We start from the raw sequence: 13,993 nt of genomic DNA, 5'->3' as shown, positions 1-13,993 counted from the left end.
ATAAAAATTTGTATTTTTATTCTAAACGTTTAGCAAAAAAGGTATAGCTTTATTTGTGATACAAAAAAGCGTCCGAGAAATCGTTCTCAGACGCCGTTTACTCTTCAAATGGCAACGAAAAGGGCTGGGACGATAATGGCGAGACAATTTGAACATTGCCGGTACTAGCCCCGTCATGTGCCGCCACACATAACATACCGTAAATCCGTACGTCAGCATCTGTTGCTACATGATGCATATACATTAATAGCTCCTGTAAGCCTTGCTTCATATATGCCTCATCTACGGTATACTTCACCTCACCAATCACAAGCGCGACTAGTTTATTCGTTTCCCGGTCGCTATATTCGATGATAAAATCCGGTCGCCCGCGCCACACAATTTGAGACGGCTTCCGCTGAAAAAATACGGACGCCGCTTCGTTATACTGTATTGCTTGCTGACGCGTAGCTGTTACATACGGATGGTCACCATCTAGCTCATGCAGCAATGTTTGAAACTGTGTGCGCAATGAGCCGGCATTGTTGTAATAAAGAGCGACGTCATGCTGCACGGTATGCCAGCTCGCTAACGCACGTGTATGTTTCGTCGCCATATGCATTGTCAGCTGTTGCTGCCGTTTTAAAATTTGCACAAGCCAGTACCACTCAAACAATACATCTTCATTCGTTGGGACAATTAAATGCTCATACAATGCTTGACGCAACACATAAGCATCATACTGTTCATCTTCAATTGCACAAATTTGCACGTATAATGTAGCGGCAAGGCGATAATACATTTTACGATGCTGTTGTACGCGCTGTAATTGACGTTGTGTGACACGCTTTTTCAGCGTTGTACGTAAATGCACTGCGGCTTGCTGAAGCTGTGGCAATGCCTCTTTTAGCGGAGCATACCAATTCCGCGTTTCAAAGCGTTGCATAAAATTGTCACGCGCTAGCCACTGCGCAAGCGTGATGATTACGTAAAACAGCACATTATTTTCAGGTAAATCCTGTGTGTGTGTCACTTCTACCGACACATAATGTTGGCGTGACTGTGTGACTTGCTCAATAATCGTTTGCTGCCAATGAATCGCGCCGCGAATATGTGGGCTGTGTGTTTGTCGCTCATCACGCCCTGTTCGTAACTCTCGCATCGCATCCGGTAAGGCGTGAAGGAGCTGATGCGTCTCGCGCTGTTTCCAAATCGCAATTTGTAATACGTGGTCGATGCTATCAATTGCCGGCATGCGTTCCACTAGCGCTGCCGCCTGTATACGACCGTCTTGTAAATACGTCACTAAATACGGCAGTACTTCATCGACTAGCACCTCATGCTTCATATAATGGCTCCATCTCAAAAAAGTCTTCACAAAAACTTGAAAGTATATCGATTGCGACAACATCATCAAAATCGGTCGCGAATGTTTGTAGCCACGCTTGTAGACGGTGCGGTGGCACACCTTCAAATTGTGGTAGCACATATAAAATGAGCGCAGAGGCAATATCTTCTTGCCCACTTTGTGCACAATAACGCGCTACATCTTCCATTAACGCCGGACCAATTTTGCGCACTGTATTAATATGCTGCCATAGCTGTGCAAGCAGTGGTGCCAGTGTTGTCGGTAATGCCCATTCCCGTAAATACGCCTCCATTAAGGATGTTGTAATCACACGCGGAATCGGTACAGGAATAAACGCAAATCGGCGCATAAAAGCATAGCTTAGTTCAAATAACGATGATTTGTCGCGTGTATTCATCGTGCCAATAATGCGCCAATCCGATGGGATGATATAATCCTCTTCCGCAGCAAAATCCGTCGTTTCCGCACGACGAATCGTAATCGCTCGTCCATTATCATGCTCGTATGGCAAGGTTACACTATCTCCTGCTAACACCGACAATAATGCACCAAATGCTTGATCAACGTTCGTGCGGTTAATTTCGTCGACAATGAGCCAAGAGGTAGTCGGCTTAATTGTTTTTAGCACAATACCTGGCTGAAATGTCAAGGTACCTTGGCGTGTCGGGTGATAACCGCCAAGCGTATCATAAGATGTCCAACTTGGCGAAGCAGTCGTCAATGTGTATGGCATATTCGCATAATCACAAATGCGCTTCGCTAATGTTGATTTCCCGGTGCCAGGTGCGCCCGTTAAAATAATATGTTTACCACTTTTTAACGCACTGTCAATTTGCGTCTTTAACACACCTGCTTCATCATCAAATACTAAACCCGCAAGCCAATCACGTTCAGTTGGCGTTTCATAACGGATATTGTCTTCTTGTACGACACTGCCTGCTTGCCAGCGCTCATATAGCTCCGCATTGTGATAATAGTGAACGGGTGTATATGTACCTTCTTCTTCTAATGCTTGGCGAATATCAAAGAGCTTACGGTCAATATCCTCCTCGGCATGCTTAATATATTGAAAGAATGCATTGGCAATTTGCTCTTTATGGCTACCGCTCGCAATACATTCATAATAATGAGGCGCGAGTAAATGCGCTAAAATATGATGCATTTGTACATTTTTTTCAGCGAACTGTTTTGCTTGCTCCAATACGCGCTTTAAATCGCTCTCCGGTCGGCGCAAAATGGCTGGGCGCTCTGAGGCTGGCACTTCCTTGAAGCCAAGTGCTACTTGTACAATATAAATAATTTCATGCCACTTTGCTGTATTGTAAAATGTACCGGTTGCGCCAAGCCCTAGCTTTAGCGCCTGTAGCATATCCTCTTGCTCTAGTAACGGTATATTGCCCCATGCTGCGACATCGTTTAGTTTACGCAATTTCGTTTCATAACGGACAGAGCCGCTATATGGAAATAAATAATAAATATACAGTACTTCGATTGCTAATTGATAAATGGACTGCGGTGCTCCAGCTAGCTGGAGCTGTAACTTCTCATCAAATGAGCGTTTATCCACGAGTGGTGTTTTCGTTAAACGTTCATAAAAGTGCTGTAAGTTTTCGGCTGTCCAAATCGGTGCATTCGTCCATAATGAACCATCTTTATATAAACACTGTTCCTTCCATCGTTCAACCGCTTCATAAATTGCTGCGCGGTCCCCTTCTGTTTCCCAATACATTTGTGCCATGCGTTTCACCTCTTATCCATTAGTGTAGCACGGGCGTTTCAAAAAGAAAAAGAGCTGCGATGCAAAATGCATCACAACTCTACCTTATTTTAATGTACGCGCTAAAAATGCCTTCGTACGTTCATGCTTCGGTTTTACTAACACATCATCAGGATGCCCTTCTTCTACAATAACCCCTTTATCCATAAAGACGATACGGTCCGATACTTCCTTCGCAAATTCCATTTCGTGCGTCACAATTAACATCGTACGCCCTTCATCTGCTAGCTGACGCATGACCTTTAACACTTCGCCGACCATTTCTGGGTCTAGTGCCGATGTTGGCTCGTCAAACAGCATGACTTCTGGATCCATCGCTAATGCACGTGCAATCGCCACACGCTGCTTTTGACCACCTGATAATTGGCGTGGCTTTGCATGAATATACTGCCCCATTCCAACGATATCTAAATATTTTTTGGCATTTTGTTCAGCAGTTGCTTGGTCACGCTTTAATACTTTGCGCTGCCCAACCGTACAATTGGCTAATACATTCATATTGTTAAATAAGTTAAACTGCTGGAACACCATACCTAAATGTGTACGATATGCTTCGACTTCGTGCTTATCATCTAAAATATTATTGCCATTAAAAATGATTTCCCCTGCGTTTGGCGTCTCAAGTAAGTTAATACAACGTAGCAATGTTGATTTCCCTGAACCTGACGACCCAATTAAGCAAACAACCTCCCCTTTTTTAACGGAGAAGTTTACATCACGTAATACTTCGTGCTGTCCAAATGCTTTATTTAAATGTTTGATATCAATCACTGTTTCCATTCGTTTCACCTACATTTCTGCTTTCTTTTCAACTTTATACGCATCTGGACCATCTAATTTACGCTCCATTAAACGTAATAAACGCGTCGCTGTAAATGTCATGACGAAGTAAATGACACATGCGATAAAGAATGATTCTGCAAAACGGAATGTTGCGCCTGCAATTGATTTCGTTTGGAAGAATAATTCTGTTACTGAAATAACATTTAATACCGCTGAATCTTTAATGTTCATCACAAGCTGATTACCCGTTGCCGGTAAAATATTACGCGCTACTTGTGGTAACACAACGTGAATCATAATTTGGAAATGGTTCATCCCGATTGCTTGCGCTGCCTCATACTGCCCTTTGTCAACAGAAACGATACCACCACGCACGATTTCCGCCATATATGCACCTGTATTTAAACCAACAACTACAAGTGCCGCTACGAAGCGGTCTAATTCTAAACCATATGCGGCTAACCCGTAGAACACGACCATCGCTTGTACAATCATCGGCGTACCACGGAAAATTTCTACATAGCATGTTAATAAGAAGTTAAAGATTTTGAGTACAACGCTTTTAAACGAACGCTTTTTCACCGGAATGGTATGCATAATACCAATAAAGAACCCAATTGCTGAACCAATTAGTGTACTAATAATGGCAATGGCAAGCGTAATTCCCGCACCGCGTAAAAACATCGGCCAGTTATTGACCAAAATATCCATCATAATTTCAAAACTCATTGTTGGAGCCTCCATCATGCCAATCATCGGCATTGTTATTCATCATTACTTAACAAAGGAGCCGTCCACAAAACGCAGACGACTCCTTTATGCATTATTGTGCTGCTGGTTGGTTCGCAATTGCTTGTTCCATTAAAGTTTGACGGTCTTCTTCAGAAATCTCTGCTAACGCTTCATTCATCGCTGCTAAGTTTTCGTCACCTTTACGTACACCAATTGCTACTGAAATTTGTGACTCCTCTACATCAAAGCCATCTTCTAGCTCTACATACGCAAAGTTTTCATTTGCTGCTGCAGCTGAAATCGCTTCTGGACGCTCTGCTACGTAACCATCAATAACGCCTGATTCAATCGCTACACGCATTGCTGGGAAGTTATCCATCGCTGTTTGCTTGTCAACGTTTGGAATTTGGTCGATCACATCATAGTTTGATGTGTTTAATTGTGCTGTAATTTTTGCGCCTTCAAAATCGGCTAACGTTTTAGCGTTCGCATATTCACTGCCTGCTTTTGTCACGATCACGAAATCTGATACGTAATATGTATCAGAGAAATCGATTGCTTCTTTACGTTCTTCTGTTGGTGACATCCCTGCAATGATGACATCAATAACGTTTGATTGTAATGCGGGTACTAAGCCATCCCATTCTGTTTTTACAATGACAAGCTCTTTCCCTAATTTATCGGCTACTTTTTTCGCGATTTCTACATCATAACCACCTGCGAATTCTTTTGAACCTTCAATGGCAACTGCGCCGTTTGAATCGTCGCTTTGCGTCCAGTTAAATGGCGCATACCCTGCTTCTAGTCCTACTTTTAATACATTATCATCTGATGATGACGATGATTCCTCATCCGAACCACACGCTACTAATACAACCGATAACAGTAGCATCAACATGAAAAGCCCATACTTTTTAGACATTTCTAAATCCCCCTTTTATTACGAATAATCAGACAAAAATCAAGAAAAAAGCGACCTAAGAAAATGGTACTCTTAGGTCGCGCATATTTTGCCTGCGTTATGCCACGTTTTCCCTAATGAGATAGCTCAACTTAATGAATTTGGTACAATCATTAAGACAGTCCTGCAATTATTCACTGCAGACCCAGCGCAATTACGTGAGGACGTAATAGTTGCTTCGGCGATGTCCCCTCCTCATAACGTCATAGTATCCTCATACTCTGTTATGGCTCTTGAACAACCGCGCCTCTACCTCACAAGCTGTGAGGCATCTAATATTTAAGTTATCTCGATAGTATAATATTCACAATATAATGTCAACGTCATTTTTCAAAAAACTTCAATTTTATTGAATGTCTTAAAATTGCGTCAATTCAGCTTTTTGTCATACATAAGTTACAAAAGTAAGTAATGTATTCATTCTTTCTAGCACAATATAAGGCAAATTATTACTTTTATAATATAATTTTATAAATGCTTGATTTGCTTTACTTCAACCGTTACCTCTAATGTATTATTACCGCCTTGATACACACCCTCTACTGGTGATACATCTCGAAAATCACGTCCTACACACACATTAATGTGATTTTCAAGCACTTCTACATTATTTGTCGGGTCTAAGCCTACCCAGCCAATACCAGGCACCATAATTTCGACCCAAGCATGTGTCGCAACGTCACCAATTAAATCATCACCTTCACCTACATACAAATAGCCGCTAATATAACGTGCTGGAATGCCACAGTGGCGCAACACCCCTAGCATAATTTGTGTGTAATCTTGGCATACACCGCGCTTCAATTCAAATGCTTGTTGTGCTGTCGTCGTTACATCGGTTGCTTCCGGATCATATGTCATTGTGTGGTATAAGTATGTCATTAAATCACATGCAAACTTCACCGGATTTTTTTTCGGCGAGCCGACAATGCGCAAAATTTGCTGTAGTTGCGCTTCCGATAACGTCGTATATTGTGACGTCATTAAATATGCTAAGTAATGCTCATGGAACAGCTGCGAATAAAAAATATTGCGCATCTCCTCAGAAAATTGTAGTTGATAAACATAAGGTGCCTTTTGTACACTCACGACAGAATGCGACACAATCGATAATTCATCATGTTTGCCTGCGATGAAGAAATTTTCGACATGATTGCGCCATATATCTAAATACTCCTTCGTTAGTGATACTGGATTAATTTTCACGTTATATGATACTAAACGTTGGCATTCATTATTACGTGGCTTCAAACGAATCGTATTGAGCGATTGTTCTACTGGACTTTCATATTTAAAAATATTTGTATGGATAATTTCATACTTCATAATGCGACCCCTTTGCTGTTATTGGCTCATTTGTTTGGTCGGCAGTCATTCGACTAACATTGGTACCGTTAAATAATACGTCTTTGAGAAAATAGGTCCTAAATGCATACATTTTGTATGAATTGTCGCAACCCATTCCTTCCGTTCAGCGACTGTCATATTGTGTGCATTTTGCTGAAGCAGTGCTTCTAACTCATCTAATGCAAATAACAAGTCCTCCGAGTGTGGCTGTAATGTTTCCTGTTCAATATCTAATACTGTGCGCTTAATTTTGCGAATGCCGTACGTCACTGAACGTGAACATTTACTATCACTCACTAAAAATTGAATAATATCTTCGGATTTTCGACTGCGGAAACGACGGGCATACTCTTCTAACGCATTCGTTAGCTGTAATGTTGTCGCCATTGTTGTATCGGTTGTTAATGTATCTTGTTGTTCTAACATACGTAGTAAAATAAGTGCTGTTTTTTCAGAGCGTTCAATCCACTTACCGATTTTAATAAATTGAAAGCCTTCATCACGTGTCATTAACGAATCAATCGTACCAGTAGCGGTTAATGCTGTTCGGCGAAGTTGCGTTAAAAACTCTGTTGTTTTAAGTACGGTATATGGTTGCGTTAACGGCTGCTGCATCATCGCTAAATAAAATGTATTCCATTCTTCCCATAAGCCATTCGGAATGCAATTGCGGGCATTTTTCGCATTGAAACGAATGCTATCAATCAATGCCGCAACAGAATTGAAATTTTGCTGATCGCTCACTAAATAATATAAAATATCTTCCGTTGTCGGTTGCTCATAGCGCGTATGGAAATCGTCTTGATAACCACAAATATCGAGCAATGTTTTCCAAAACGTATCGATATGTGGTGTATGGTGCTCCAGCATATTTTCAAGTTGACTTGTTGTCATATGCGCATTTGTTTCGACACGCTCCGCATAACGACCAAGCCAATAAAGTGAATCTGCTACTCGACTAAGCATGAACCTTTGCCTCCTTTAAAATCCACGTATCTTTTCCGCCTCCACCCTGTGATGAGTTCACGACAAGTGAGCCTTCCTTTAGTGCGACACGTGATAAGCCTCCTGGTAATATACTCGTTTCTTCACCGCGTACAACAAATACACGTAAATCAATATGGCATGGATAAAAGCGCCCATCTTGATATGCTGGTGCGCGCGATAATTTAATTGTTGGTTGTGCGATATATTGATGCGGTGCTTCTAAAATTTTCTCGCGGAATTTTTCGCGTAGCGCTGGCGTTGCATGCGGGCCAATCAACATATCATACCCCCCTGATGCACCGACATTTTTGATCACTAATTCATCTAAACGTTCCAGTACCCAATTACGCGTCTCTTCATCGTCTAAACGATACGTTTTGACATTTTGAATGATTGGCTCTTCGTTTAAATAAAAGCGAATCATATCAGGCACATAAATATACATCGCCTTGTCATCCGCGACGCCATTGCCCACCGCATTTAAAATGGCAACGTTGCCTGCCTTATACGCATTCATAATATGTGGTACACCGAGCATCGATTCTGCTAAAAATACTTCTGGGTCCAAATAATCGTCATCAATACGGCGATAAATAATATCTACTCGTTGTAACCCACGAATCGTTTTTAAATAAACGATATCATCAATTACCGTTAAATCACGACCTTCTACCAGTGGAATATTCATTTCTTTCGCTAAAAACACATGATCATAATAAGCAGAGTTATACACGCCTGCTGTTAATAACACCGCAAATGCTTCTTGTTGTTCTGGCAATTGTTGTGGACGGTGTGATAAAAGCGCTTGTTGCATCTTTGCTAAATTTTTATCCAATGTTTCAATTGAGTAATTATGGAAAAATTCCGGGTATGTTTTGCGCATCGCAAAACGATTTTGGTACACATAACTCATGCCGGATGGGTTACGCAAATTATCTTCGAGCACACAATAGTTTCCTTCTTCATCGCGAATTAAATCGATGCCAGCTAAAAAGATATGGTTGTTCAGCGGAACTGAAACACCGTCTACTTGCTTATAGTAATACGGATTTTGTTCGACTAACTCACGTGGCACAATGCCAGCTTCAATAATTTTTTGCTCATGATACACATCATGTAAAAAGGCGTTCAATGCTTCAACGCGTTGCTTCATACCAGCTTCAACCGTTTGCCATGTATCAGCTGGAATAATGATCGGAATAAAATCAAATGGCATCGTGCGTTCAGTGCCGCCTTCTTCGCCGTATACCGTAAACGTAATTCCTTGTCGTAAAAAGCTTGATTGTGCTGCTTTATGCTTTTCATATAATTCCGTGTGCGTCAATTTTAAAATTTGTTCATAAAATGGTGTGTAATGCTTTTTCGGACCATTTTGCGTCAACATCTCATCATAAAAGCCACTTGCGTCATACGAATGAAACATATTCATCGCCTCCAATTCAATTTGCTATAGTAATAAAATACAATATTGACATAAAAAAGTCCTTTTTTCTTCAACCAATTTTTCTTTTTAGTCAGAAAATTACAACTATTTTTCTTACATAGAAACGTTCTTAACAGTAAATGTAAGCGCTTTTCTTACATGTACATGTGACATTTATATAATTTCAAAAAAATTTTTTATGATGGTCATAAAATTTCCATGTTTCCGTATTGATTTTATGACGTGAGCCACCTATGCCCTGCTCACAGCTTCATAACGCTTGTATATTTAGACCATGCACTGAAATCAGTACGTATCTAAACGAATATATCGAAAGAAAAGTAGACGATATGCTGTTTCACAATAATGTTTCTACCTTTTCGTCATACTGTAAACGCTGGCGTATATTAAGTTATGGTAAAAAGAGCAAAAAAAAAGCACTATCCGATCGTTAAATCGGATAGTGCTTTTCAATGTATAAATTAAGAGTTTAATAATAAATCTTCTGGGTTCTCAATCATTTCTTTAACTGTTTTTAAGAAGCCTACAGAATCTTTACCATCGATGATACGGTGGTCATAAGAAAGTGCCACGTACATCATTGGACGAATTTCGATTTCACCGTTAACAGCTACTGGACGGTTAACGATTGAGTGCATACCTAAAATACCAGCTTGTGTACCGTTCATGATAGGTGTAGACATTAATGAACCGAATACACCACCGTTAGTGATTGTAAATGAACCACCAGCCATGTCGTTTAAGCCTAATTTTTTGTCACGTGCTTTTGCAGCTAAACCAGCGATATCTTTTTCGATTTCAGCGAAGTTTTTAGCGTTTGCATCACGCACGATTGGTACTACTAAACCTTCTTCAGTTGATACAGCGATACCGATATCGAAGAAGTTGTTTAAGTGAATTTCGTCACCTGAGATTTGAGCATTTACGTATGGGTATTTCTTAAGTGCCGCAACAACAGCTTTTGTGAAGAATGACATGAAACCAAGTTTGATGTCGTTTTCTTTTACGAAGCCATCTTGTTTACGCTTACGTAATGCCATGATGTTTGTCATGTCGATTTCGTTGAATGTTGTTAACATTGCAGTTGATTGTTTAACTTCTAATAAACGTTTTGCAATTGTTTGACGACGACGAGACATTTTTTCAATTGTTACGCGGTCAGTGTCTGCTGCTGGAGCGAAGATTACTGGACCGTTTGAAGCTGCTACTGGAGCCGCTGCTGGTGCAGTACCGTGTGCTGCTACGTCTTGTACACGTACGCGACCTTGTAAGTCAACTGGGTTCACGTCTGCAAGGTTGATACCTTTTTCACGAGCTAATTTACGAGCTGCTGGAGAAGCGATTACGCGTTCACCTGATTCTTCTACTACTGGTGCTGGTGCTGCAGCTTTTGGTGCTTCTTGAGCTGGTTTTTCTTCAGCTTTTGGAGCTGCTGGAGCTTCTTCTTTAGCTGGTGCTGGAGCAGCGCCTTCGCCTGCTTCTACTACTGCTACAACTTGACCTACTTGTACAGTGTCGCCTTCTTCAGCTAAAATTTGAGTTAATACGCCTGCTTCTTCAGAAATGATTTCAGCGTTTACTTTATCTGTTTCTAATTCCATGATGAACTCGCCTTTTTCTACGCGGTCACCAACTTTTTTCACCCACTGGGCGATAGTACCTTCTGTAATAGATTCTGCTAATTCAGGGATTTTAATTTCTGCCACGATCATTTTCCTCCTTATAATAAACAACCATTAAATGTTAGAGATGTGAGAGGCTTGTAAACCTCTCACCATATATAGTTATATTACTTTGCTACTGCTTCTGCAATTAATTTCGCTTGGTTTTCTTTATGTGAGTCTGCGTCACCTTCAGAAGTTGAAGACATTGCTGGACGACCAACGTATGATAATTTCTTACCTGCTGATACTTCAAGAAGTTGCTCTAAAGCGTAGTTCCAAACACCTTGGTTTTTCGGCTCTTCTTGTACCCATGCGATTTCTTTCACATTCGGGAAACGTGCAACGATTTCTTGAATTTGTGCAGTTGGGAATGGATATAATTGCTCTACACGTACGATGTGTAAGTGATCGAACCCTTCGCCATCTTTCACGCGGTCAGCAAGGTCAATTGTTACTTTACCAGTACCAAGTAATACTTTTTCTACCGCTTCTGCATTTTGGCCTAAGCCTGGTTGCTCGATTACTTCTTCAAACTTACCAGTCGCTAATTGCTCAGCTGATGCTGCTGCAAGTGGGTGACGTAATAAGTATTTAGGAGAAGCCACGATTAATGGACGAACACCTTCAGTATTTAATAATGCCGCTTGACGACGTAATAAGTGGTAGTAGTTACCTGCATTTGAACAGTTTGCTACGAACCAGTTGTTTTCAGCTGACATTTGTAAGAAACGCTCGATACGGCTTGAAGAGTGTTCTGGGCCTTGACCTTCGTACCCGTGTGGTAAAAGAATGACTAAGCCTGATTTTTGACCCCATTTAGAGCGAGCGCTAGAAATGAAGTTATCGAACATTACTTGTGCCATGTTCGCGAAGTCACCAAATTGTGCTTCCCAAACATTTAACGTATCTTTTGTTTCTAATGAGTAACCATACTCATAACCAACAACACCTGCTTCAGTAAGTGGTGAGTTGTGTACAGTGAATGATGCTTTCGCGCCATCAATGTGGTGTAACGGTGTGAATACTGAACCGTTGTTTTTGTCGTGTAACACTAAGTGACGTTGAGAGAACGTACCACGTTGTGCATCTTGACCAGTAAAGCGTACTGCTGTACCGTCTTGTAAAATTGTCGCATACGCTAATGTTTCTGCATGACCCCAGTCAATTTTCGCTGATGTATATGCTTCAGAACGTTTTGCTAAAATTTTACCTAATTTATTTTGTGGCTCGAAGCCTTCTTGGAATTTTAATAACTGCTCGTTGATTGCTACTAAGCGCTCAGCGTCTACAGTTGTGTCTACTTCTGGGAAGTTTACTTTTAATTCTTCTGGCATTTCAACGTGCTTGTGCTCGTCTGTTTTACCAACTTCTTTTACGTGGTCGTAAGCTGCTTGCATTTCTGCATAGATGTCTTTATCTAAAACATCTACTTGTTCAGCTGTTACGATACCAGCAGCTGCAAGTTCAGCACCGTACATTTTACGGATTGTGTCATGCTTCGCTACTAATTTATACGTATCAGGGTTTGTTACAGTCGGATCATCCGTTTCATTGTGTCCATAACGACGGTAACCGATTAAGTCGATTAAGATGTCTTTTTGGAATTTTTGACGGTATGCAACTGCAAAGCGACCTACGTTTACAACATCTTCTGGAGAGTCAGCGTTCACGTGGATTACTGGTACTTCATAACCTTTTGCAGGGTCAGAAGAGTAAACTGAAGAACGAGAATCATAATGTTCAGTTGTGAAACCGATCATGTTGTTTGCGATAATGTGAATTGTACCACCGTTCGTGAAACCTTCAGTTTGCGCAAAGTTTAATGTTTCAGTTACAATCCCTTGTCCTGGGAATGCAGCGTCACCGTGTACAATGATCCCTAATGCTTTTAATGCATCAAAGTCTACTGCACCAGCTTGTTGACGTTTGTCTTGTGCTGCACGCGTTTGACCCATAACAACAGGTGCACCCACTTCTAAGTGAGAAGGGTTATATGCTAAAGCTACGTTCATACCTGATTCACGGTTGTAAGATGCACCCATGTGGTATTTAACGTCACCTGTCCAACCTTTAGTGATTGATAAACGGCCATCTTCTGGTAAGAAGTAGTCGTTTGTTACGTGTGCGAAATCAGCGAACATCATCGCATATGGTTTGTTTAATACGTGTGTTAACACATTTAAACGACCGCGGTGAGCCATACCGATACGTACGTTTTCTACTTTTGCTGTTTCAGCAGCTTTTAAAATTTCATCAAATAAAATAACTTGCGTATCTAAACCTTCTCCAGAGAAACGTTTTTGACCAACAAATGTTTTGTGGATGAATTTCTCAAAGCCTTCGATACGTGTTAAACGCTCAAGAACTGCTTTTTTCTCATCATTTGAAAGTGTAGACTGTAAAGCGCCACCTTCAACTTGCGCTTGAATCCAAGCAAATTCTTCTTTATTCGAAACTTGACCGTATTCAAAACCAATTTTCCCTACATAAACTGATTTTAAGTAATCTACTGCTTCTTTACCATTTGTTACGCCAGCTGGTACTTGCTCAAAGAAGATTGTTGCTGGTAATGCTGCTAAATCAGCTGCTGATAAACCGTATGCGCTTTCTTCAATGCGAGAAGTATCTAGTTTACGATCTTTTAATGGATAAAGATCTGCTGCTAAGTGACCGTGTTGACGGATTGCTTGTGCAAGCTGTACAGCACCTAAGATTTTTTTGAAGTCCGCTTGTGCAACAGCTGTGCCAGCGCTTGTGATTTCAGCAGTAGCCACACCGTCTACAATAGGTGCTCCAAATTGTTCAAATAATGCTACAAGGTCTGGATCTACTTCTTCTGGTGTTTGAACGAATAACTCGTATTGTTCAAGCACATAACCAAGGTTTGGACCTGAGAAAGCTGACCAAACAGAACCTGCAGGCGTTACATTGTTCGACATGAAAATAACCT

The 13,993-nt window shown here is 40.9% G+C and carries 10 protein-coding genes and 1 riboswitch; all 10 genes read right to left on the bottom strand.

The genetic code is table 11. The annotated features are described in order from the left end of the window. Window positions 1–97 precede the first annotated feature (97 nt). Window positions 98–1,327, bottom strand: a complete 1,230-nt coding sequence (locus A6M13_RS02380) for a hypothetical protein (RefSeq protein ID WP_066542572.1) — start codon at window positions 1,325–1,327, stop codon at window positions 98–100. Beyond that, window positions 1,317–3,086: an AAA family ATPase gene (locus tag A6M13_RS02375; protein WP_066542571.1), complete on the bottom strand. Its 1,770-nt coding sequence runs from the start codon at window positions 3,084–3,086 to the stop codon at window positions 1,317–1,319. Before A6M13_RS02375 ends, A6M13_RS02380 begins: the two co-directional genes overlap by 11 nt. Window positions 3,087–3,170: 84 nt before the next feature. Then, window positions 3,171–3,905: an amino acid ABC transporter ATP-binding protein gene (locus A6M13_RS02370; RefSeq protein WP_066542569.1), complete on the bottom strand. Its 735-nt coding sequence runs from the start codon at window positions 3,903–3,905 to the stop codon at window positions 3,171–3,173. A gap of 9 nt (window positions 3,906–3,914) precedes the next feature. Continuing rightward, window positions 3,915–4,637: an amino acid ABC transporter permease gene (locus tag A6M13_RS02365; protein WP_066542567.1), complete on the bottom strand. Its 723-nt coding sequence runs from the start codon at window positions 4,635–4,637 to the stop codon at window positions 3,915–3,917. A gap of 94 nt (window positions 4,638–4,731) precedes the next feature. Then, the gene (locus tag A6M13_RS02360) at window positions 4,732–5,562 is read right to left on the bottom strand and encodes a transporter substrate-binding domain-containing protein (RefSeq protein WP_066542565.1); all 831 of its coding nucleotides are present in this window, start codon (window positions 5,560–5,562) and stop codon (window positions 4,732–4,734) included. Between the two features lie 114 nt (window positions 5,563–5,676). Next, window positions 5,677–5,861, bottom strand: a riboswitch (Lysine riboswitch). A 208-nt stretch (window positions 5,862–6,069) separates the two neighbouring features. After that, window positions 6,070–6,927 carry a transglutaminase family protein gene (locus tag A6M13_RS02355; RefSeq protein ID WP_066542564.1) on the bottom strand — a complete coding sequence of 286 codons (858 nt, stop codon included), beginning with the start codon at window positions 6,925–6,927 and terminating at the stop codon, window positions 6,070–6,072. Window positions 6,928–6,972: 45 nt separating this feature from the next. Beyond that, entirely contained in the window at window positions 6,973–7,914 is a 942-nt protein-coding gene (locus A6M13_RS02350; RefSeq protein WP_066542562.1) for an alpha-E domain-containing protein, read from the bottom strand. Continuing rightward, complete coding sequence (locus A6M13_RS02345) at window positions 7,907–9,358, bottom strand: circularly permuted type 2 ATP-grasp protein (RefSeq protein WP_066542560.1); 1,452 nt, start codon at window positions 9,356–9,358, stop codon at window positions 7,907–7,909. The genes A6M13_RS02350 and A6M13_RS02345 overlap by 8 nt, the downstream gene beginning before the upstream one ends. 482 nt (window positions 9,359–9,840) lie before the next feature. Further along, window positions 9,841–11,085 carry a 2-oxoglutarate dehydrogenase complex dihydrolipoyllysine-residue succinyltransferase gene (gene odhB, locus A6M13_RS02340; protein WP_066542554.1) on the bottom strand — a complete coding sequence of 415 codons (1,245 nt, stop codon included), beginning with the start codon at window positions 11,083–11,085 and terminating at the stop codon, window positions 9,841–9,843. An 83-nt stretch (window positions 11,086–11,168) separates the two neighbouring features. Continuing rightward, window positions 11,169–13,982 carry a 2-oxoglutarate dehydrogenase E1 component gene (locus A6M13_RS02335; RefSeq protein ID WP_066542553.1) on the bottom strand — a complete coding sequence of 938 codons (2,814 nt, stop codon included), beginning with the start codon at window positions 13,980–13,982 and terminating at the stop codon, window positions 11,169–11,171. Window positions 13,983–13,993 lie beyond the last annotated feature (11 nt).

The sequence above is a fragment of the Caryophanon tenue genome, from assembly GCF_001700315.1.
In the GTDB taxonomy this organism is placed as follows: Bacteria; Bacillota; Bacilli; order Bacillales_A; family Planococcaceae; genus Caryophanon; species Caryophanon tenue.
This window is presented reverse-complemented; position numbering and strand designations above follow the sequence as displayed.

What these genes read in the sequence shown, in the direction of transcription:
- A6M13_RS02380 (WP_066542572.1), bottom strand. Translation starts at nt 1,327, where the DNA reads ATGAAGCATGAGGTGCTAGTCGATGAAGTACTGCCGTATTTAGTGACG.
- A6M13_RS02375 (WP_066542571.1), bottom strand. Translation starts at nt 3,086, where the DNA reads ATGGCACAAATGTATTGGGAAACAGAAGGGGACCGCGCAGCAATTTAT.
- A6M13_RS02370 (WP_066542569.1), bottom strand. Translation starts at nt 3,905, where the DNA reads ATGGAAACAGTGATTGATATCAAACATTTAAATAAAGCATTTGGACAG.
- A6M13_RS02365 (WP_066542567.1), bottom strand. Translation starts at nt 4,637, where the DNA reads ATGAGTTTTGAAATTATGATGGATATTTTGGTCAATAACTGGCCGATG.
- A6M13_RS02360 (WP_066542565.1), bottom strand. Translation starts at nt 5,562, where the DNA reads ATGTCTAAAAAGTATGGGCTTTTCATGTTGATGCTACTGTTATCGGTT.
- A6M13_RS02355 (WP_066542564.1), bottom strand. Translation starts at nt 6,927, where the DNA reads ATGAAGTATGAAATTATCCATACAAATATTTTTAAATATGAAAGTCCA.
- A6M13_RS02350 (WP_066542562.1), bottom strand. Translation starts at nt 7,914, where the DNA reads ATGCTTAGTCGAGTAGCAGATTCACTTTATTGGCTTGGTCGTTATGCG.
- A6M13_RS02345 (WP_066542560.1), bottom strand. Translation starts at nt 9,358, where the DNA reads ATGTTTCATTCGTATGACGCAAGTGGCTTTTATGATGAGATGTTGACG.
- A6M13_RS02335 (WP_066542553.1), bottom strand. Translation starts at nt 13,982, where the DNA reads ATGTCGAACAATGTAACGCCTGCAGGTTCTGTTTGGTCAGCTTTCTCA.